This window comes from archaeon (genome assembly GCA_016432545.1).
Lineage (GTDB): Archaea > Thermoproteota > Nitrososphaeria > Nitrososphaerales > Gagatemarchaeaceae > UBA183.
In genome coordinates, this window is sequence record CP066694.1 from 681,335 (window position 1) to 701,319 (window position 19,985).

Sequence of the window (19,985 nt, forward strand, 5' to 3'; positions counted from 1 at the left end):
TCCGGCTAGGCTAGCTGTGCGACCACGGCCGTGTACTTGAAGTCGTTGGGGAGCAGGGCCCTCTGCTTGTAGTACTTCGAGAGCCTGTAGATCTTGGCTTCGACAAGCTCGAGAGAGTGAACGTTCTTGCGGTCGCTCCTGTGGGTACGGAGGTGCCTCTGCACCCTCTGCGCCCTGTCGATGAGGTCCTGAAGGTCCTGTGGCATCTTCGGTGCGGCGTTGCCTTCCGCCAGGATCTTCGAGATCGAGGAACCGAGCATCGGCTTCACCAAGGGGACTCCGTAATCGTCCCTGAGGGCGGTGCCTATCCGACTAGGAGAGATCCCGTCCTTACCCATCTTGAGAACTACGGAGCGGACTTCCTCCTTGCTCGTGGCGACCCACGCGGGGACGACCTTGCTGATCGGCCGAGTCTGGTGAGACTTTCCGTGCCTGTGAGAGTGAATCCTTGCCAATCGGAAACTTCGGGCGGCTTCTGGGCGCTGGGCTGATAAACGTTGCCGGGGGCAGGAGTCTGTTAGGCCACCCGGGCGTACCTTCCCCGCCTCTCGATGCTCGCAAGTTGCCTTTGGACGTCTCTCGAATGCTTGGGGCCCGCCACCTCCGCGTATCCTTCCAGGAAGGCGCGCATGCCTGCCGCGGAGATTGAAGGATGGGCTCCGACCGTTGTCTCCTTGGCCAGGCGCAAGTCCACGGCGAAGTCCTCGAGCCTCGTCGTCCGGGAGGAGAGGCCGAAGTCGAGGAGGACCGGCCCCGCGTCCCTGAGGATCACGTTGGCGGTGGTAACGTCGCCGTGGACCATCCCGGCGAGATGAAGCTTCGCGATGCACCTCCCGAGCGCCCTGAAGTGACCCGGCGCACCATTGGGGGACCTCTCGACCCTGTCCTTCATCCTCTCGCCCCTTACCCTCTCCATGACGATGGTGGCGGCTGGCGGGTCGACGAAGTAGACATGGGGAGACTCGACCCCTGCCTCCTTGGCATGGTGGGTCATCTCAGCTTCCCGTGTCGTCCTTGAGAGGCGGATCGCGTCGTCGAGGGCTGCGAGCCTGTACCTCAGGGGGCGCCGCACCTTGAGGATCGCTTCGAGACCCTCCCACCTTCCTTCCAGGATGTCGGCCTCGGCGCCCCTGAACAGAAGGGCGCCCCGGTAGTCAGCTCCTCCAGGGGATGTCGACAGAGTCGACCCTCCATGATTGCTTTACGTCCGCCTCCGCGACCGGGACGCTGATCCCTGCGGAGTGGGCGAGCCAACCGGTCCACGCAATCTGGGCGCCGCAGTCCCCGCTGAGCTCCGGCGGGGTCGAAGCGACCCTGGCGCGGTGCCTCCGAGCCATCTTTGTCATCATCGATGAGAGCCTTCGGTTCGCCGCCACCCCGCCGACTATGAGGACCTCTTTCTTGCCGGTGAGGGCGAGGGCCCGCTCCGTGACCTCTGCCACCATCGCGAAGGCAGTCTCTTGTATCGAGTAGCAGAGGTCTTCGAAGGAGCGCCCTCCGTCAAGGAGCGACTTCGCGGCGGTCAGGAGCCCGGAGAAGGAGACGTCGTTGCCTTTCACGGAGTAGGGGAGTGGGATGAAGTTCTTCGAGCGCCTGGCGGCGGCTTCGATGGCGCCCCCGCACGGAGAAGAGAGCCCGGCGTGCCTGCCGAACTGGTCGAGGAGCTGCCCGAGTGTCAGGTCGAGCGACTCGCCCAGGACTCTCCACCTTCTACCGCCGAACGAGATCACCATCGTGTGGCCGCCCGAGACGAGGAGGACGATGGGATCCTTCGCGCCCGTCACGAGACACCCGAGCTCGATGTGGCCGACCGCGTGGTTGACTGGTACGAGAGGGACGTTGGCTGCCAGCGCCAGCGTCCTGGAGACGACCGCCCCGACCCTGAGGCAGGGGCCCAGGCCTGGCCCCATCGAGTAGCAGACTGCGGAGACCCTCTCGAGGGGGACCCCGGCCTCGCCGAGGGCGTGTCTCAGGACCCCTTCTGCCGCCCTCTGGTGGCTCTGGGAGGCCTCGAAGGGGTGGATGCCCGAGCCGGCGGGCGCCTTGAAGACGTTCTTGGAGTTCGACAGTATCTTCCCAGTGGAGGTAACCACCGAGACAGAGAAGGTGTGGGCCGTGCTCTCTATGCCGACTGCGTATTCCAAAGCGAGCCTACATCTTTCTCGACTGGCGGTAGAGGTCGCCGAGGATGTTGATGTAGGGCTTGACCTCCACCAGGAAGTCCTCGAACTTCCCGCGCTCGAAGGTGGCGTTCCTCTTCCCCCCGTCGATCGCAATCTTCGCGGCAAGGACTATGCCCCCGCTCCTGTCGGGCGTCGACCCTAGGCTAGGGAAGTGTATCAGGGCGCCGTACCCGACTTTCTTCTTCCCCTTGGTGAAAACCACGTTGTAGTACATGCTGAGGGTCTTTGTGAACTGGCGGAGTTGCTTCTCCCTGCTCTCGCTGCGCTTGACGTTGTCGAAGTCCGCGCGCGCGAGCGTGTCGATCATCTCCTTGAGCAGCTTCATCTCCCCGACCTTGTTGGTGTATCCAGCGTATTCGATCGGCATCTGGTACACGCTGTGCATGACAGAGTCCCAGTCGTCGATGACTGCGAAGGTGTCGGTGTCGAGGTTCATCTCGCGCTTCAGCTCGTCCGAGAGGATGTCCTCGAGCGTCAGCTTCTTGGGCATCGAACGAACGCGCAAAGCGGATATAGTTAGGAGTTGCGGAAAAGGTCCGAGCTTGAAGGGCCCCATTCAATCGGTCGAAGCGTCGTACATCCTCCACGCGACTGAGGACGAGGAGAAGGTGAGGAGCGCTTTGGCGAAGCTGCTGGGGGTCGACGTGGAGCCAGTTCTTGAGGAGCTCGAAGGGCACTACGGGAACCCCGTGAGGATGGCGAGTGTGCACCTGACGGGAGACGAGGCCACGGCCGCGTTCAGGTCCGTAGTGAGGGGGCTCTCTCCTGCCGCCCGAGCCGACCTTGTTTCATCGTTGTCTGTTCGGGTCGACGAGCATTCTTCCCTCTTCATCAGGGTGGACAAGCAGGGGCTCGTCTCCGGGATCGCTGCCTTGGGCGACCGGGACACGGTCAGGCTGAAGGTCAAGCCGAGGGGGTTCGTGCCAAAGGGCGCCGGCGCGCAGCACTTTGCGAAGTTGATCGGTGGGAACTGATGGCGAAGAGGTACCTGCTCCTACTGGCCGAGAGGCCCCTGGGGCAGGAGGACCTAGAAGCGATATCCGGCGAACTCAAGGCTAGGGCGCTGCGAGCCTCCGTGATCCAGGTGGACGCGAACCCGATGGCAGTGATAGTAAAGACCGACCAGCGGGGAGCGATGGCTCTTAGAGAGCGGGCGCCTTCGGCCGGGCCGCCACTGAGGGCGGTGCTCTCCTCGGGGTCCATCGGTAAGCTCAAAAGCAGAGCAAAGGCCGCGGTTGCGACAGTCGATGGCCAAGTTCCTAAGTGACGAGTACTTCGGCGACTTCCAGAATGCACTTTCGTCCGATGCGAAGTGGCTGGAGGTCTCGAAGGGGTTCAAGACCACCATAGCGTTCAACGCGACCGACATCGGACAGAACTTTCTGCTCGTGGTGGAGAACGGTGCGACGACTCTGCAAAAAGTGTCGCCCGGGACGGCCGCGGAGTTTTCCTTCGACGGGACTTACGACACCTGGGGCAAGGTCGTGAAGGGAGAGCTCGACCTGCAGAGCGCGGTCCTGAAGGGGCAGCTCAAGTTCAAGGGCTCCCTTACCAAGATCCTGATGTACAGGGACAGGCTCACCAGGGTCGCGGAGGTCATGAGGGACCTCCCCAAGGAATTCTAGGCCTGCACGAATACGTAGTACGGGTTTCCTTCCTTGCTCGTCCTCGACTCCACTTTGACTTTCATCCCGGGCTTGGCCTTCTCGGCCTCGACCCCCTCGAGCCAGGCGAGCGCCTTTGTGCCGCCCTTGAACTCGGCGATCGCAATCACGTAGGGGTCGTTCTCGACGAAGCTGGCAGGGGTGATCTGCACCCGCGTGAATGTCACCAGGGTCGCCTCCTTGCCCAGGTCGACCCATTCGAATTGGGAGCTCATGCACCTTGAGCAGTCAGCCTGAGGCGGGAAGGCGACGTTCCCGCACTCCTTGCACTTCGTTGTCACGAAGCGACCTTCCCGGAGGGCGTCCCAGAACTCCTTCGTCCTCGATATCGGGATGTCGAACCTCAGGGTCAGGGAGCGCCGGGAGTGGAGGGCAGGGTCTCCGGACAACTCGTCAGTCCCTCGAGAGTATGGTGACGTACGCGTAGTGCCCCGTGCCCCCTACGTTGTGGACCAGGCCGATCCCGTTCTTGATCGGGGCCTGCCTGCTCCCGGCCTCGTTCCGCAGCTGCTTGGTCACTTCGACGGCCATTGAAACTCCGGTCGCCCCGATCGGATGCCCCTTCGCCTTGAGGCCGCCGTCGAGGTTGACCGGGATCCGGCCGCCTATCTCAGTCTCGCCTTCTCTGATCATCTTGGCCCCCTCCCCCTTCTTGCAGAACCCGAGGTCTTCGTAAGCCATCAGCTCCGCGATCGTGAAGCAGTCATGGCAGGTCGCGACGTCCACCGAGGATGGCTCGACCTTCGCTATCGAGTACGCTCGTCTTGCGGCCTCGACCGAGGCCCCGAGGCCCACGTAGTCAGGGCGCCGGCTCAGGTTCGCGGAGTCGGACGAGTACCCGATCCCCCTGACCCAGACCGGTGTGTCGGTCAGCTTCCTGGCCACGTCCTCGGAGGCAAGGATGACAGCGGCGGACCCATCGGAAAGGGGGCACGCGTCGTAGAGCTTCAAGGGCCAGGAGACTACCTGCGAGCCCAGGGCCTTCTCAATCGTGATCTCCTTCTGGAACTGGGCGTTGGGGTTCATCGACCCGTAGTGGTGGGCCTTGACCGCGACCCGCGCCATGTCCTCCTCCGTCGTCCCGAACCTGTTCATGTGGGCGACCGCGTACAGCGCGTAGTAAGCGGGGAAGGTCATCCCGTAGTTCTCGAACTCCCAGGTGTACGAGCCGGCTCTTCCGATCAGCTCCACGGATGTCATGGTGTCAACCTCGGTCATCTTCTCGACGCCCACAGCCATGGCGATGTCCCCCTCGCCACTGGCTATCGAGTTGCAGGCAGCCTTCAAGGCGGCGCTCCCGCTCGCGCAGGCTGCCTCGACCCTCATCGTGCCCACCGAGTCGAGCCCCGCGTATTCGTTGACTATCACGGCGGGGAGGGACTCCTCGTACCAGCCGCCGGCGCTGCCGACAACCACGTTCTTGATCTCCTTCTTGTCGATGCCCGCATCTTCGACCGCACCCTTTATCGACTCGAAGGCGAGCTCAGCAACGTTCACGTCCGTCCTCCTCCCGAACTTCGAGTGCCCTACGCCGACGATCGCTACGCGGCCCATGACAGGCTCACTCCCCGTCTAGGAGTTCCTTTGAGAGGATCCATCGCTGGACCTCCGACGTCCCCTCCACGATGTCCAGGACCTTGGCGTCGCGCAGGTACCTCTCGAGAGGGAGGGCCTTGCTCACGCCGTACCCGCCGTGGATCTGGATGGAGCGCTCCGCGACCCAGACCGCAGTCTCGCTCGCGAAGTACTTCGCCATCGCCGCCTCCTTGAGGAACTCGTCGCCCTTGTCGTGGATGGATGCGGCCTTGTAGGTCAGGAGCTTCGCCGCCTCTGTCCTCGTCGCCATGTCTGCGATCATGAACCTGATCGCTTCGTACTTGGCGAGGGGCCTGTCGAAGATGTTCCTCTTCTTCGCGTACTTTATCGCCTCTTCGAGGGCCGCTTCGGCGAGGCCCACGGCGGCCGCGGCCGCCCCTATCCTTGACTTGCTGAGGATGGTGAGCGCTATGAGGAATCCGTCCCCTTCCCTGCCCATCAGGGCGGAGGCGGGGATCCGGCAGTCCGCGAACGTGAGCTCGGCGGTCGCTGTCCCTCTCGCGCCCATCACCTCGAGCTTCTGCCCGACGCTGAAGCCCGGGGTCCCCTTTTCGACTATGAAGGCGCTGATCCCCGCGGCGCCGTCCTCGGGCGTGCCCGTCCTGGCGAAGAAGACGAGCAGGTCCGCGACCGCGCCCTGCGTGATGAAGATCTTGGACCCGTTGACGACGTATGAGTCGCCGTCCTTGGTAGCCCTAGTGGAGATCCCTGCGGCGTCAGAGCCGGCTCCGGGCTCCGTCAGCCCGTACGCCCCGATGATCTCTCCCTTTACGAGGCGAGGCAGGTACCTTGACCTCTGCTCCTCGGTGCCGGACAGAGCGATGGCGCTGCCGACCAGGCCGTTCTGGACGCCCATGATGAACCCCGCCGAGAGGCTCACTCGCGAAATCTCCTCCCCGACGATCACCGAGCCCATCAGGTCCAGGCCCAGCCCTCCGTATTCCTTGGGGACTGAAAGGCCGAGAAGGCCGTATTCGCCCATCTTCTTCTGAAGCTCGAACGGATACTCGTCAGTCCTGTCAATCCGGGCCGCGACTGGGAGGACCTCTCTCTTCGCGAACTCCCGCGCCCACTTTCTGAGCTCAGAGTAGTCTGTCTCGTCCAGAGCCTGCTCAGAACGGGTCACCAACGTCTCCATAACCTATTGGTTACCATCATTTCCATTGGAAATAACCTTTCCCTTTCACCAGACGGCGGCTACTGGACCGCATGAGAGCGGCGCAGCCGGGCCACTTCGGCGCGTGAGTATCCCAGCGATTCGAGGATCCTGGGCGTGTCTGCCCCGAGCTCGGGCGCCTGAGTCTGGGGCTTGGACCTCATCCTCGGACGAGACAGGACCGGGGCGCCCAGGACGTGCCCGCTGTGCGGGACCCGGACGAGGGCGCCCGCAGCCTTTGCCCAGTCGCTCTGGAGCGCCTCTGAGACGGTCAGGACTGGGGTGACGCACGTATCCTTGTGCATCAGGAGACGAGCCCAGTGGTCCCTCGTCCTCGCGGAGAAGATCTTCTTCAGCGTGGACTTCACCTGCCGTCGCTCCGGAGGGCTCCCGAACCTCTTGCCTTCCAGCTCGGGCACCCCGAGTGCCACGACCAGGTTGTGCCAGAACCTCTCCTCGATCGCGGCGACGGCTACGTGGCGCCCGTCGGAGGTCGGGTAGATGCTGTAGTAGGGCGTCGACCCGAAGATCAGGCTGTGCCCCGGGACAGGCTCCTCGCCGGTCGCGATGTAGGTCGCCGCGGGGAGGACCATCCAAGACGCAAGGGACGGGACAATGGGGACGTCGATGTAGACGGGCCCACGCCGCCCGGCGAGAGCGCCAAGTATTGCGAGCGCGGCGTGCATCCCCGAAGCCAGGTCGCCGAGCTGCAGAAGGGGAGGGGTCGGAGGGCCGTAGGAGAGCGTACCGGCCATCGCCTGGAAGTTGACGTCGTGCCCAGGCATCGAGCTCAGAGGGCTCTTCTGGCCGTAGGCGGAGATCGAGCAGTACACTATCTTCGGGCTGATGGTTTTCACTTCTTCATACGAGAACCCCAGCCTCTTCATCGCCCCCGGCCTGAACCCCTCGACGAAGACGTCGGCACGCTCGAGGAGGCGCCTCATGACCCCTCGACCTTCCTTGGACTTCAGGTCGACCCCGATGCTCGACTTGTTCCGGTTGACTATGTCGTGGACGGGACTCTTCCCTCGCTTGGTCGGGGGCGTCGCCCGCATGTAGTCGCCCAGGCCGGGCTGCTCGACCTTGGTGACTTCTGCACCCATGTCAGAGAGGAGCATCGTGGCGTAGCCGCCGGGGAAGAGGCGAGTTGCGTCGACGACCCTGACGCCGTCCAGAAAGCCCACTCCTCAGCTCCGTTGCAAGAGAATTAAAATCCGACCAACACAATTCAAATCGTCTCGTGACTGTCTAGGGTTCCAAGAATCAGTATATTCAGCCCTGCCGTAGAAGTCTTGGGCCTGCATCATCCTGACCTGGGGGAACTAGCCAACGATGCGAATGTTAGCTCAGAAGTGATAGTAAAGACCGTCACAAGCCCACTCAAAGAGATATGTCCATGTGACATTGCCGAAGTATAGTATCCTTCCCTGAACATCATAGAGCGCCCCACATTCGAAAAGGTAGAACGATGGCGAAGCCACAGCCCGCCACTCACCTATGTTTGCTTTTGTCACCACATGTCTATTGATGGACACGATAGGGGCGAAGAGGAAGAGAAGTGAGGCCAACAAAACAATCGCCACGGCTTTCTTGTCCCTGTTCATTCGGAACACCATTCTCTCACCCTCGATCTCGTCGGGCGGTCTTGTTAAAGGTCTAAATCTGAGGGCGCAGAGTCCCTTCCGACGATGAGGTGAACGCCGTCCCAGTCATAGCCCGGGTTAGCTCCATGGGCAGATGATGACCTCGCGACGATACCGAGTCAAACTTCTCAGCATTAATATCGGGCGAAGTGCGGCGTTGCTCCCTTGGGAAGGTCGGTCAAGGTGCACGACGACACGCACTCGGCGCTGAAGGCGATCAAAGCGAGGAAGAGGAGCGGGAGCATTGACGAGGTGATCAGGGAGATGGTCAGGGCAACGACGGGGACGCCAGTCGAGAAGACCAGGAAGGGGTCAGGGGCTGCGGAACTCTCGGAGTACCTCACCGAATAGCCGGCAAGACAGAAATACGATTCTCTAGGAGCACGTTGCGATGGCGAAGTTCGACGGGATCATCGGGAAGGCCCTGCTGACTGTCGAGGAGAAGGAGAACGATCTGACGCTCGTATTCGCGGACAACAGGTATCTCTTCGTCAAGCTCGACAACGGGAAGATAAGGTCCGACAGCGTCCCCGAGTAGGCCTATTCCTCTTCGAGGATCTGGACCGGCACAGCGCCGCCGACGAGGTCCTTGAACCTCTTGGCGTCCGCGAGGCTCCCAACGATTTTGTTGATGTGCATGGGCACCGCAACCTTCAGCTTCATCGCCATGGCAGCCTCCGCCGCCTCCTCCGCGGTCATCACGTACGTCCCGGAGACGGGGAGGAAGGCGACGTCCACGTCGAGGGCCTTCATCTCGGGGGTCGCGTCGGAGTCGCCCGCGTGGTAGAACCTGGACCCGTCGAGGGTCACGACGTATCCCACGCGGCCGTCAGCCTTCGGATGGAAGAGCTTCCCAGGCTCGCGGTACTTGTTGACGTTGTACGCCGCGACCGCCTGGACCGTCACGCCCTTCAGCTCGACAACAGACCCGGGCTCCAGGAAGACCTTCTCGAGGTCGAACTTGGCTAGGGGCTCCTCGCAGATCCGCGGGGCGACGAGGGTCGATGAGGGGCCGGTGAAGCGCCTGATGTCCTCCTCGCTCAGGTGGTCTTGGTGCTCGTGAGATATCAGGAGGAGGTCCGCCTTGTAGTCGCCCTTGGCCTTGAAGGGGTCTATGACAACGGTCTTGCTTCCTTGGAGTACGAACCCGTCGTGCCCTAGCCAGCGGACCTGGACTCCTCCGAAAGTCCACAAGTTCCGCCCTGCTCCTACAGGTCGAGTGCTTCTTCCTTGATGCCCGACCGCTCGACGGTCAAGATGTCGATGCCGTTTCCGCTCATCGCGTCTCTTGCCACCGCGGACCTGATCGCTGAGACCAGGAGGTCGCGGGCTTCTTTCTGAGACATCTCAGCCCTGTAGCCTGACTCGACTACGCCTATCGCAGTCTCCTCTCCAGTCCCCACGGTCGCATACTGGTCGGAGATTACGCTGCCCAGCGGGTCCAATACGTAGACGATCGGCTTCGCGCCGACGCCGCCTAGGATCACCTGGGTCAGCAGGGGGGCGTAACGGTTCTGGAACATGAGCGTGGACATCAGCTTCGCGACCGAATTCGGCTTCAGGGCCTTCCTGGATTCGAGCTCCTTCAGCTTGGAGTAGACTGATACCTCCTTTACGAGGTTCTGCATGTCGGCCACCATGCCCGCGCAGACCGCCCCGACGGTGTCGGTGACCCTGAAGACCTTGCGCCCCGACTTGCTCCTCACGAAGCTCCCGAGGGTGATCCTTCTCTCCGCGCCCAGCACGACGCCCTCCTTGTAGGCGATGCCGACCGCAGTCGCTCCTGGCAGGTATGCTTCGTACGACACTTGAAATCTTTCGACAGCGAAAAGATTCGTCCTTTTAGACGTTGTGTTAGAAAAGTCGGCCTATCGTCCCGAGGGCCTCGCCTCGAGCACAGTCCCTCCCCCGTCATTCCTCGTCAAGAACTCGCATGAGGTGAAGAGGCGCGCGAGCTCGATCCCTGACTCGAGGTGTGGGGTAACCGAGGCAAGGCGGACGGCCGAGGGACCATCGGCCAGCGAGAGGAGGGGGATCAGCATGTCGGCGACGTTGTCGTCCAGGCAGGCGCCCGACTTCAGATAGGCGACGAACCTCGAAGCGGAGTCAAGGCCCACCTCCTCGGCTCGCCTGCCTCTTGAGCCGAGCGCATCAGAGCCCAGGAACGCGCTGTTCGAGGTCGCAGAGATCGTTATCGACGAACCAGGGGAGTCCGACTCCTCGAGCGTTACTTCTTCGCGGACATTCAAACCGGTCTCGACGAGCACTTCTTTTGCGGCCCTCGCCTGTCTCTCCGCCACGTGCCTCGGCAGGGCGCCGCACCTGCTCGAGAGAGTGACTTCGGCCAGAGTGGCAGGAGAGTCCAGGCGCAGTGGATTGGGCATCGGGCACGGCTCGATAGAAGCTTCCACTTTCCCCCCTCCCTTCGGATAGTAGCCCCGCCTGGTCGCCCTGGCGTCGAACCTGACGCCCGCTGCCCCGAAAACGGGCTGTACAACCCTCGTCAGATAGTCGAAGGTGGGGCTCCATGGCACGTCCGTCCCGCCCCTCAGCCGGAGCCTGAGCGAGGAGTTGCTCAAAGACACGGCGGGGATGACGGCCTGAAGGACGAGCGGGATGCTAGCTGCCGTCCCCATGTCTATCGATACCTCTCTGGACCTCAGAGGCCCCGGAGCGAAGGTGACCTCGGAAGAGCCTTCGACGGCGCCGCCCAGGGTACAGTCGAAGACCTCGGAGAGCACCCTGAGAGATGAGGCGTGCTGTCTCTTCAGCCCTGGCACCTCTCGGCCGGCCCTAACCTTGGAGACCCTGACCGGCTTCCCGACTATCGCTGAGAAGGCCACGGCAGTCCTGAGGATCTGGCCCCCGCCCTCCCCCCTCGACCCGTCGACTTCGACGTACTCCACGGCCCAGCCCCAGTGCGCCCTGAGATTAAGCAGCCGGGCCGCCGGGCCACTTCAATCGATAAATAGCGCTGCGGCCCTCACGGTCAGGCTTTGAAGGAGGGAAGGGCCCGAAGATTGTGGGCAGGAGTGATGGTGCTCGGGCTCGTCGCCTCGATGTTTCTCACAGGAGTCTCTCGCCCGGCCAGCGCGACAACGCTGCCTTCCTGCGGGATGGTCGTCACTACGTCAGTCACATTCAAGGCGGACCTCGGCCCCTGCGACGGGAACGGGCTCATGGTGGTCTCGGACAACGTCGTCATCGACTGCAAGCGCCACGCCCTGACCGGGTCCGGGAGCGGGACAGGATTCAACCTGACGCAAGTCGACAAGGTGACTCTGAAGAACTGCCTCGTCTCCGGCTTCTCCTATGGAGTGGCAGTCGGGCTATCATCCAACGTGACCGTCAAGGGGGTCACAGCCTCGAACAACGTCGTCGGCTTCCTGATGGACAGGACTACGCACAGCACCTTCAAGGGTGACGCGGCCAGGAACAACTACAACGGGTTCGTCCTTAGCTCCTCCTCCAGCACCACGATGAAGGCCAACACGGCTAGTCACAACCAGTTCGCAGGGTTCCAGGCCACCTTCGCGACCAACAGCACGCTGAAAGGGAACTTTGCGAAGGACAACTACAATGGTTTCGTAGTTTCTCTCTCGTCCAGCACGACCCTCAAGGGGAACTCCGCGAGCCGGAACAACTTCCTAGGGTTCGAGCTGGACAGCACTCAGAACAGCACGGTCAGGGAGAACTTTGCCAGGAACAACGGCTACGGGTTCTACGTGACTTCCTCGACGGGAGACACGGTGAAGGGGAACCTTGCGAAGGACAACTACAACGGGTTCGGCATCTGGTACTCCACCCTCATGACTGTCCTGAGGAACACGGCGCAGAACAACAACTACAGTGGTTTCGAGGTCGAATATTCATACAACAGCTCCATAACCAGGAACACCGCCAAGAACAACGGGTACGCAGGATTTTCGATGTGGGGGGCTGCGGGGAACCTCGTCAAGAGCAACACCGCCAACAGGAACTCGAACGGCTTCGTCCTCGGGACTGACTCGAGCGGCAATCAGCTCAGTGCCAACGCAGCCGACGTGAACTCTATGTTCGGATACTCTGACTATACCTCAGGGTCTCAGACCTCTGGGACCGCCAATCCTTATGCCACCAACGAATGCCAGGGCAACCTTGCGGGATGCTCCAGCCCGTCTGGACTCGGCGCACCGCAGCCCTGACACTTGAGTTAAGACGCTCCGACCCTTCAAGGCTTAAAGAACGCAAGTCCAGGCGGGAGTTCTCAATGAAGGGAGGGCAGCCCGAGCTCCTGAAAGCAGCCGCGGCGACCCTGTTCCTTCTCCTGCTCACAACAGCCGTCCCGCCCGTTGTGAACGCCGACGGGCCGGCATGCGGAGCCATAATCTCGGGATCGATCACTCTCAACGCGGACGTGGGCCCTTGCGACTCCCTCGGAGTGGGGGGAGTCGCGCTCGACGTGGGGACCTCCGGGGCTTCCCTCGACTGCCACGGGCACGCAATCAAAGGAAACGGGACCGCAGGCACGATCGGAATCAGGCTGGAGCAGGTTGACGTAGTGAAGATCAAGAACTGCCGCATCCAGGGCTTCCACATCGGGGTCTTCGTGCACGGCTCGACCTTGGGCAGCTTCGAGAAGAACGTGGTAAGGAGGAACGACTACGGGTTCTCTCTCCTGGCCTCCGATCTGAACACCCTCAAAGGTGACAGGGCCATCGAGAACACCTTCGGCTACTTCCTGCAGGGGAGCACCGAGAACATCCTCAAGGGGAGCACTGCCACGGGCAACGGGAACGGGTACTACCTGCTCAACTCGCCCGCGAACCTGCTGAGGGGCAACTCTGCGTACGACAACAACGGAGCGGGCTTCGTCGTCGATGGCTCGTCCAACGTAAGGCTCGAGAGGAACTCGGCCAAGGGCAACAACTTCGACGGCTTCGTAGTCATGGGGCGCACCACCAACGAGAGCCTCAGGTTCAACACTGGCAGCGGGAACAACGGGAACGGATTCTACCTGGGCGGGTCGGACCACGGGTTCGTCGTGGGCAACAGGGCGAGCGCGAACACCGGACACGGCTTCCTGATTGCCTCGTCAACATCAGTGGAAGTGAGAGGGAATAGGGCAGTTGAGAATCTCTACGGCATCTTCCTACTCGGAAGCACGGGAAACAGCCTCACGGGGAACCTTGCCAAGGGAAGCCTCTACTCCGGGTTCTACTTCAGCGGGACGTCTCTGAACAACACGGTGAGCGCGAACGAAGCCAACGTCAACGCGAAGTACGGGTACCTCGACCGAACGACCGGGACAGGCACCTCCAGTTCGGGCAACTTCTACGCGGACGACATCTGCAGGAACAACGGGGTCGCGGGCGGTTACCTCAACGACCTCTGCGCACCCTAACAATAGCGCAACGGCGGTTTCCTTCTTAAATAGCCCAGAGCGGGCCGCGCGAAAGTGAGATGAGAGTCGGGCTATTCGTAGGCCGCTTTCAGCCCTTCCACCTTGGGCACCTGGCCGCAGTCAAGTACGCCATGGCAAGGGTCGACTACCTGTACGTGGTCGTAGGGAGCGCGCAAAGGAGCCACGAGAGGGACAACCCATTCACCGCCTCCGAGAGGATCACGATGATCAAGAGCGCCCTCGACGGGGGCGGGGTCGACCCGAAGAAGTGGATGGCGATACCTATCGCGGACGCGGACTCGCACTCGCTCTGGGTCTCCTCAGTCGAGTCGATGGTCCCCAGGTTCGACGTAGTGTTCACGAACGACGCGCTCACCTTCCTGCTCTTCAAAGAGGAGGGCGAGGAGGTCAAGGCGGTGCCGTACAAGGACAGGAGCAGGTACTCTGCGACCAACGTGCGGGACAGGATCCTCGAGAGGAAGGACTGGGAGAGCCTCGTGCCGCCGGAGGTCGGGAAGCTGGTGAAGAAGTTCGGCGGAGTGGAGAGGGTGAGGGCGCTCATGAGGAAGGACCTGTCGGGGGCCGGACGTGCATAGAGACCAGAACCTGATCATGCTGCCTGGCCCGACCAACGTGTCGGACCGCGTCATGCAGGCGATGCTGGGGCCGATAATCAACCACAGGGGGGACTCCTTCCGGGCGCTCTTCAAGGGGGTCACCGAGAAGGCTAGGCACCTGTTCCAGACCGATGGGGACGTAGTGATCTTCTCAGCCTCGGGGACCGGAGGGGTGGAGGCTGCAGTCTGGAACCTGATCAGGCCGGGAGACGTCGCCCTGGTCCCTGTCTTCGGAGAGTTCAGCGCCCGCCTGGCAGAGACTGTGGAGATGGCAGGGGGCACGGCAGTGAGGGTCAAGGCCGATTCGGGCGCGGTGCCGCCCTTCGAGGAGGTCAGGGCCGCCGCCGAGAAGACTGGTCCGTTCAAGGCGCTCTTCCTGGTCCACAACGAGACGAGTACAGGGGTCGCAGCCCCGTACCTCAAGGAGGCGGCCCTCCTCGCAAAGAAGCATGGGGCGTTCTCAGTCATCGACGCCATCTCCAGCCTCGGAGGCTACGCGATCCCGGTCGACGAATGGGGAGTGGACGTGTGCATCACGGGGAGCCAGAAGTGCATAGCGGCGCCCCCTGGGCTGGCGCTCCTCTCTGTCAGCGAGAGGGTCGTCCAGTTCCTCAAGGGCTCGCCACCCAAGACCCGTTATTTCGAGATTCCCAGGTACCTTGAGTATGCGGCGAGGGGAGAGACCCCCTTCACTCCGGCCCTGCCTCTGGTGTACGCCTTGGACGAGGCCCTCAAGGAACTCCTCGAGGAGGGGCTCGCGCGCAGGGTCGAAAGGCACGACAGGATGTCGGCCCTGCTGTACGACGGCCTGGGCGGGATGGGTCTGAAGCCTGTGGCCGAGAAGGCCGTCAGGTCCAGAACGGTCATCGCTTCCTACTATCCGCCTGGGATAGAGGACGCGGCGTTCAGGAAGTCGCTCGCCCATGACAAGGGGATAGTCGTCGCCGGAGGGTTCGGGCCCTTCGCCGGGAAAGTCTTCAGAGTCGGATGCATGGGGCAGATCAACGAGGAGTTCGTGTCTAGGACCCTGAAGGCAATCGGTGAGACGCTGGCGATTCGAAAGAGCGCCTAAAACCTATAAACCCAATGAGAAGGTTGTCCGAAAACATGGCCTTTGAGAAGGGCGACCTGATTCTGGCGAACTATACCGCCAAGGTCAAGGACACCGGCGAGGCGATCGAGACGACGCTCGAAGCCGACGCCAAGAAGCTCAACATCTACGACGCGACGAGGAAGTACGAACCAAGGCTCGTGGCAGTGGGCGAGGGATGGCTCCTGTCGGGCCTTGAGGACGAGGTGAAGGGCATGGGCGTCGCCCAGAAGAAGGAGATAGAGCTGACGCCTGAGAAGGCATTCGGGGTCAGGGACCCAACTCAGACGAGGATGATACCACTGAGGAAGTTCGGCGAGAGGGAGCACGAGCTGACTGTGGGCGACTCGGTGGACATCGACAATAGAGTCGGGATAGTGAGGTTCATCGGCTCCGGCAGGGCCCAGGTCGACTTCAACCACAGGCTGGCAGGAAAGTCCATAGTCTACGACTTCGAGGTGCTGAAGAAGCTCGAGAGCGACGAGGACAAGGTCCGGGCCCTCGTGGACCGGAGGCTGGCAGGGGAAGGGGGCAGGGTCTCCTTCGAGCTGGGGGAGACGGAACTGAGGGTCTCGATTCCCGAGGAGCTCTTCCTCGTCGACGGCCTGCAGATCATAAAGAGAGGCATCGCCAATGACGTCTTCAAATTCGTCCCTCGCCTGGCGAAGCTCACCTTCTCCGAGGACTTTGCGAACGAGAAGGTAGTCGCGAAGAAGGAGGAGGTCAAGGAGCCGGAGAAGGTCGAGGCGGCGGTCCCGAAGCCGAGAAAGCGCAAGGCGGCCCCCGCGCCGTCGACTTCCTAGAGTACCCCAGTCTCTTCTGCGAGCCTGGCGGCGGCCGTCCGCTTCAGTCTTGCCTTTGAGAGAATCGTGTACCTGTCGGGCCTTATGGAGCTCGCCTTCACGAGGGCCTCTACGACCTGAGCCTTGTCGGTCCCAATCTCCTCGGCCGTGACCGGCGCTCCTACTTCGACGAGCGACCTTCGGACCCCCTTCCAGTCAAGCCCGTGGAGCTTCGCCATCATGATTGTCCCAAGACCGCACTTCTCTCCGTGGAGCCCGGACTCGGGGGCGATGAAGTCTAGATAGTGGCTGAAGAGGTGCTCAGAGCCGCTGCAGGGCCTTGAGCTGCCGGCTATCCCGGCTGCGACCCCGGTGCTGATCAGGGCCTCGACCAGGTCCCTGACGCTCTCCTTGCCGAACTTGCCAATCCTCTTGGAGTCCTTGAGGACGACGTCCGCGCTCATCAGCGCCAGGCTAGCCGCATAGCTTCCGTAGTACTCCCCGTTCGTCCTGTGCGCCAGTTGCCAGTCCTTGACGGCGGTCAGCTTCGACACTAGGTCTCCGCACCCAGAGGCGAGGAGGCGCCTCGGCGCCGAGGATATGACGTCTATGTCCGCGAGTATCCCCACGGGTGGCTTCGCCTTCACGGAATAGGGCCTGTCGAGTCCCTTGAGCGAGGCGAAGGGGCTCGCGATCCCGTCATGAGATGCGCTCGTCGGCAGCGAGTAGAAGGAGATCCCTCTCCTGAATGCCGCAAGCTTCCCGACGTCGACGCTCTTCCCGCCCCCCACCCCCACTATGCAGCTGGACCCCTTTGAGCCAGCAACGACGCGCTCGACGTTCGCGACGTCAGCAGCCTTCACTTCGACCCAGAGCGGTTGCCTGACCAGGGCCTTCTCGATAGAATCCCTGACCCTGTCTTTGACGTGCGAGCCAGCGGCGACGACGACCTTCTTTCTTCCCGCAGACTCCTTTACGAACTCCCCGAGCTGCGTCAGCACCCCGTCCCCGATGAGGACCTTGGTCGGCAGCTCCATCAGGTGGAAGCGTTGCTCCACGAAGGTATGATGCCTGTTCGACTCGATTTAAGGTCATTCGCCCCCCCGGAGGATTCGTGGGCTCTGCGGAACAGGCCCGTCCGGACGCGACCGCGCGGGAAAGATTAAAAAAGGAACGGACGGCGCTTGGGTCTGCCTTCTAGGGAAGGTAGTTTCTATTGGAAGCTGCAAATAACAAGAGGTTCGCAGGCAAGCCGCTCGGAGCGGCAGTGTACCACGGGACCACGACGGTGGGCCTGGTGTGCGCGGACGGGGTCGTATTGGCCACGGACACTAGGGTAACCGCAGGCGGGTTCATAGCGCACAAGAGGGGGAAGAAGCTCCTCCGCATCGACGACAACATCGCGATGACCATCTCCGGCGGGGTCGCGGACGCTCAGAACGTGGTCGACACTCTGAAGTACTACACCAACCTCTACAGGATCGAGAAGAGACGCCTAATGCCCGTAAGGGCCGCAGCGCAGGTCGTCTCGAACGTTCTCTTTTCTTCACGACTCTACCCCTTCATCGCCGACGTGCTGGTGGGAGGGGTCGACCCGTCTGGGGGCTCGCTCTACAATGTGGACTTCTTCGGTTCCAAGAACCAGGAGAAGATGATGGCGACGGGGAGTGGCTCGCCCGTTGCTTACGGAGTCCTGGAGTCGGAGTTCAAGGTGGGCACGACGGCCGCGAAGGCCTACCCCCTGGCTGCGAAGGCTATCATAGCCGCAACGAGGCGGAACGTCGCGACCGGCGACCACTTCGACGTCGCCATCCTCGACAAGGACGGGTTCCGCGAAATCCCTGAGCAGGAGAAGGAGAAGCTCCTCGCCCAGTTCAGCTCTGACAATTAGTCTTGGAACAGAAATCAAACGGCGCGAGCCTGATGAGCGCCATCCTGACCAACATCCCAGCGGAGGCTCAGATCACCCGGATCGAGTACGAGGGCCCCAGGATCGCGCTCTACACGAAGAACCCTGCCTTCCTGCACAAGAACAGCTACGTGATCTCTGAGATCGTCAACTCCCTCAAGAAGCGGGTGGTCACGCGCACAGAGAAGTCCATCCGGAAGCCGGAGAGCGAGGCGCGCCAGGCCCTCGAGAAGGTCCTCCCGGTCGAGGCGGAGGCGTCGAACTTCTTCTTCGACGACGCCCTCGGGGAGATAGTCGTCGAGGCGGGGAACCCGAAGGCCCTCTCTCAGGAGGCCGGCTTCGACCTCGGCAACGCGATGGAGCTGACGGGCTGGAAGGTCAAGGTCCGCAAGGCCCCCCACGTGAAGTCGACCGCGATCCAGAACATGTACTTCGCGATGAAGGCGGGCAGCGAGGTCCGCGAGAAGTTCTACAGGGAACTAGGGGAGGCGATCTTCAGGCCGAGGCTTACGACCACCGAGCACGTCACGATCAAGACGCTCGGATCCTTCCAGGAGGTCGGGCGCTCCTCTCTGCTTGTCGAGACGGCCGAGAGCAAGGTCCTCCTCGACTGCGGCATCAGCCCCGGTGCGAGGAACACCTGGGACGCGTACCCCAGGCTTGACTGGGCGGACATCTCGCCGCGCGACCTCGACGCAATCGTGATCAGCCACTCTCACCTCGACCACATGGGCTTCCTGCCGGCGATGTTCAAGTACGGATACGACGGCCCCGTCTACTGCACCGAGCCGACTCTGCCCCTGATGACCCTCCTCCAGAACGACTTTGTCAAGATAGCTCAGATCGAGGGTGGCCGGCTGATCTACGACCAGAAGGACATCCGGGACGAGATCCAGCACACCATCACCCTCCCCTACGGGCTCGTCACCGACATCTCGCCCGACATCAAGCTCGTGTTCAACAACGCCGGGCACATACTCGGCTCCGCGACCGTCCACCTCCACATCGGGGAGGGAGCGCACAACATAGTCTACACGGGCGACTACAAGTACGGCCGGACTCAGCTCTTCGACTCGGCCACGTGGAACTACCCCCGGGTCGAGACCCTGATCACCGAGAGCACCTACGGCGCCAAGGAGGACATCATGCCGGTCCGCGAAGAGGTCGAGATGAACTTCGTCAACGCGATCAACAACACCCTGAAGGCCGGGGGCAAGGTCCTCATCCCAACGCCCGCAGTCGGGCGGGCGCAAGAGATCATGCTGGTCATCGACCAATACATGCGCAACAAGGTCCTCGTGGAGGCCCCGGTCTTCATGGAGGGGATGATCTCTGAGGCGACCGCGATCCACGTCTCCTACTGCGACTACCTCTCGAGGGAGCTCAGGTCCAAGATAATCGACGAGGGAGTCAACCCCTTCAGGTCGGAGTACTTCACAGAGGTGGAGCACCCGTCCGACAGGGAGGAGGCCTACAGGGAGGGCCCAGCGATCATCATGGCGACCTCGGGGATGCTCGAGGGAGGCCCCGTATTGGACTACTTCGAGAACCTCGCCCCTTCTGAGAGGAACAAGATCCTCTTCGTCTCCTACCAGGTCCAGGGCACCATAGGGCGGAGGGTCCTCGACGGGAGCGGCCAGGCGAGCCTCATGGGCCAGGACGGGAAGATCAAGATCGTGGACGTCAAGTGCGGTGTCCAGAAGGTGGACGGCTTCTCGGGGCACAGCGACTACAACCAGATAATCAGGTTCGTGGGCAAGGTCAGGCCGAAGCTCCAGCTCGTACTCGTCAACCACGGCGAGAAGCGCAAGACGGAGAACCTGGCGTACGCGATTTCGAGGATCTACAGGGTTCCTGCGATACATCCGGCCGTGCAGGAAGCGATCAGGGTCTACTGAATGAACTTCGATGTCGAGTCCCAAAGTCCGCCAAAGGTGTAGTTAGGACGTACGCAATAGAGCG

25 protein-coding genes are annotated in these 19,985 nt (G+C 62.1%); 12 read left to right on the top strand and 13 right to left on the bottom strand.

Annotated features, from left to right (window positions below; genetic code table 11):
- Positions 1-5: 5 nt before the first annotated feature.
- From HY247_03775 to HY247_03790, 4 genes are all read right to left on the bottom strand, one after another.
- The gene (locus HY247_03775) at positions 6-455 is read right to left on the bottom strand and encodes a 30S ribosomal protein S15 (protein ID QQG49432.1); all 450 of its coding nucleotides are present in this window, start codon (positions 453-455) and stop codon (positions 6-8) included.
- Between the two features lie 62 nt (positions 456-517).
- Positions 518-1,180, bottom strand: coding sequence for a Kae1-associated serine/threonine protein kinase (locus tag HY247_03780; GenBank protein ID QQG49547.1), 663 nt, complete (start codon positions 1,178-1,180; stop codon positions 518-520).
- Positions 1,155-2,144, bottom strand: a complete 990-nt coding sequence (gene tsaD / locus HY247_03785; GenBank protein QQG49433.1) for a tRNA (adenosine(37)-N6)-threonylcarbamoyltransferase complex transferase subunit TsaD — start codon at positions 2,142-2,144, stop codon at positions 1,155-1,157. The genes HY247_03780 and tsaD overlap by 26 nt, the downstream gene beginning before the upstream one ends.
- Positions 2,145-2,151: 7 nt before the next feature.
- A complete protein-coding gene (locus HY247_03790) occupies positions 2,152-2,673 on the bottom strand; it encodes a hypothetical protein (GenBank protein QQG49434.1) in 522 nt (173 codons plus the stop codon).
- Between the two features lie 52 nt (positions 2,674-2,725).
- Between HY247_03790 and HY247_03795 the strand changes: the two genes are divergently transcribed.
- Genes HY247_03795 through HY247_03805 form a run of 3 tightly spaced genes read left to right on the top strand, consistent with a single transcriptional unit; the run spans position 2,726 to position 3,808 of the window.
- On the top strand, positions 2,726-3,157 hold the full coding sequence (locus HY247_03795; protein ID QQG49435.1) for a hypothetical protein: 432 nt from the start codon (positions 2,726-2,728) through the stop codon (positions 3,155-3,157).
- The gene (locus HY247_03800; GenBank protein ID QQG49436.1) at positions 3,157-3,450 is read left to right on the top strand and encodes a hypothetical protein; all 294 of its coding nucleotides are present in this window, start codon (positions 3,157-3,159) and stop codon (positions 3,448-3,450) included. The genes HY247_03795 and HY247_03800 overlap by 1 nt, the downstream gene beginning before the upstream one ends.
- Positions 3,431-3,808, top strand: coding sequence for an SCP2 sterol-binding domain-containing protein (locus HY247_03805; protein QQG49437.1), 378 nt, complete (start codon positions 3,431-3,433; stop codon positions 3,806-3,808). The genes HY247_03800 and HY247_03805 overlap by 20 nt, the downstream gene beginning before the upstream one ends.
- Here the strand turns inward: HY247_03805 and HY247_03810 are convergent.
- From HY247_03810 to HY247_03830, 5 genes are all read right to left on the bottom strand, one after another.
- Positions 3,805-4,236: a Zn-ribbon domain-containing OB-fold protein gene (locus HY247_03810; protein QQG49438.1), complete on the bottom strand. Its 432-nt coding sequence runs from the start codon at positions 4,234-4,236 to the stop codon at positions 3,805-3,807. The two genes, HY247_03805 and HY247_03810, sit on opposite strands and share 4 nt — an antisense overlap.
- Before the next feature lie 4 nt (positions 4,237-4,240).
- The gene (locus HY247_03815; GenBank protein QQG49439.1) at positions 4,241-5,401 is read right to left on the bottom strand and encodes a thiolase domain-containing protein; all 1,161 of its coding nucleotides are present in this window, start codon (positions 5,399-5,401) and stop codon (positions 4,241-4,243) included.
- Positions 5,402-5,408: 7 nt separating this feature from the next.
- Positions 5,409-6,581 (bottom strand): acyl-CoA dehydrogenase family protein, encoded by a 1,173-nt coding sequence (locus HY247_03820; GenBank protein QQG49440.1) that lies wholly within the window; start codon positions 6,579-6,581, stop codon positions 5,409-5,411.
- Positions 6,582-6,640: 59 nt separating this feature from the next.
- Complete coding sequence (locus HY247_03825) at positions 6,641-7,783, bottom strand: CoA transferase (GenBank protein ID QQG49441.1); 1,143 nt, start codon at positions 7,781-7,783, stop codon at positions 6,641-6,643.
- A gap of 162 nt (positions 7,784-7,945) precedes the next feature.
- Positions 7,946-8,203, bottom strand: coding sequence for a hypothetical protein (locus HY247_03830; protein ID QQG49442.1), 258 nt, complete (start codon positions 8,201-8,203; stop codon positions 7,946-7,948).
- A gap of 204 nt (positions 8,204-8,407) precedes the next feature.
- Here HY247_03830 and HY247_03835 point away from each other — a divergent pair, with 204 nt between their 5' ends.
- Positions 8,408-8,593, top strand: coding sequence for a hypothetical protein (locus tag HY247_03835; protein ID QQG49443.1), 186 nt, complete (start codon positions 8,408-8,410; stop codon positions 8,591-8,593).
- Between the two features lie 40 nt (positions 8,594-8,633).
- Positions 8,634-8,780 carry a hypothetical protein gene (locus HY247_03840; protein ID QQG49444.1) on the top strand — a complete coding sequence of 49 codons (147 nt, stop codon included), beginning with the start codon at positions 8,634-8,636 and terminating at the stop codon, positions 8,778-8,780.
- Between the two features lie 2 nt (positions 8,781-8,782).
- On the opposite strand, the gene HY247_03845 is transcribed toward HY247_03840, so the two are convergent.
- The 3 genes from HY247_03845 to HY247_03855 all read right to left on the bottom strand — a co-directional run bounded on the left by HY247_03845 (position 8,783) and on the right by HY247_03855 (position 11,148).
- Positions 8,783-9,436, bottom strand: a complete 654-nt coding sequence (locus tag HY247_03845; protein QQG49445.1) for an MBL fold metallo-hydrolase — start codon at positions 9,434-9,436, stop codon at positions 8,783-8,785.
- Positions 9,437-9,450: 14 nt separating this feature from the next.
- Positions 9,451-10,032 (bottom strand): proteasome subunit beta, encoded by a 582-nt coding sequence (locus HY247_03850; protein ID QQG49548.1) that lies wholly within the window; start codon positions 10,030-10,032, stop codon positions 9,451-9,453.
- A gap of 78 nt (positions 10,033-10,110) precedes the next feature.
- Positions 10,111-11,148 (bottom strand): RNA 3'-terminal phosphate cyclase, encoded by a 1,038-nt coding sequence (locus HY247_03855; GenBank protein ID QQG49446.1) that lies wholly within the window; start codon positions 11,146-11,148, stop codon positions 10,111-10,113.
- A 90-nt stretch (positions 11,149-11,238) separates the two neighbouring features.
- Here HY247_03855 and HY247_03860 point away from each other — a divergent pair, with 90 nt between their 5' ends.
- From HY247_03860 to HY247_03880, 5 genes are all read left to right on the top strand, one after another.
- Entirely contained in the window at positions 11,239-12,426 is a 1,188-nt protein-coding gene (locus HY247_03860; protein ID QQG49447.1) for a right-handed parallel beta-helix repeat-containing protein, read from the top strand.
- 65 nt (positions 12,427-12,491) lie between these two features.
- Positions 12,492-13,625: a right-handed parallel beta-helix repeat-containing protein gene (locus HY247_03865; GenBank protein QQG49448.1), complete on the top strand. Its 1,134-nt coding sequence runs from the start codon at positions 12,492-12,494 to the stop codon at positions 13,623-13,625.
- Between the two features lie 59 nt (positions 13,626-13,684).
- The gene (locus HY247_03870) at positions 13,685-14,221 is read left to right on the top strand and encodes a nicotinamide-nucleotide adenylyltransferase (GenBank protein ID QQG49449.1); all 537 of its coding nucleotides are present in this window, start codon (positions 13,685-13,687) and stop codon (positions 14,219-14,221) included.
- Positions 14,214-15,314 (top strand): alanine--glyoxylate aminotransferase family protein, encoded by a 1,101-nt coding sequence (locus HY247_03875; protein QQG49450.1) that lies wholly within the window; start codon positions 14,214-14,216, stop codon positions 15,312-15,314. Before HY247_03870 ends, HY247_03875 begins: the two co-directional genes overlap by 8 nt.
- A gap of 35 nt (positions 15,315-15,349) precedes the next feature.
- A complete protein-coding gene (locus tag HY247_03880; GenBank protein ID QQG49451.1) occupies positions 15,350-16,135 on the top strand; it encodes an FKBP-type peptidyl-prolyl cis-trans isomerase in 786 nt (261 codons plus the stop codon).
- On the opposite strand, the gene HY247_03885 is transcribed toward HY247_03880, so the two are convergent.
- Positions 16,132-17,151, bottom strand: coding sequence for an NAD(P)-dependent glycerol-1-phosphate dehydrogenase (locus HY247_03885; protein QQG49549.1), 1,020 nt, complete (start codon positions 17,149-17,151; stop codon positions 16,132-16,134). The two genes, HY247_03880 and HY247_03885, sit on opposite strands and share 4 nt — an antisense overlap.
- 230 nt (positions 17,152-17,381) lie before the next feature.
- On the opposite strand from HY247_03885, the gene HY247_03890 reads away from it, so the two are divergent.
- Both HY247_03890 and HY247_03895 read left to right on the top strand, forming a co-directional pair.
- Positions 17,382-18,005, top strand: coding sequence for a proteasome subunit beta (locus HY247_03890; protein QQG49550.1), 624 nt, complete (start codon positions 17,382-17,384; stop codon positions 18,003-18,005).
- Between the two features lie 32 nt (positions 18,006-18,037).
- Positions 18,038-19,921 (top strand): beta-CASP ribonuclease aCPSF1, encoded by a 1,884-nt coding sequence (locus HY247_03895; protein QQG49551.1) that lies wholly within the window; start codon positions 18,038-18,040, stop codon positions 19,919-19,921.
- Positions 19,922-19,985 lie beyond the last annotated feature (64 nt).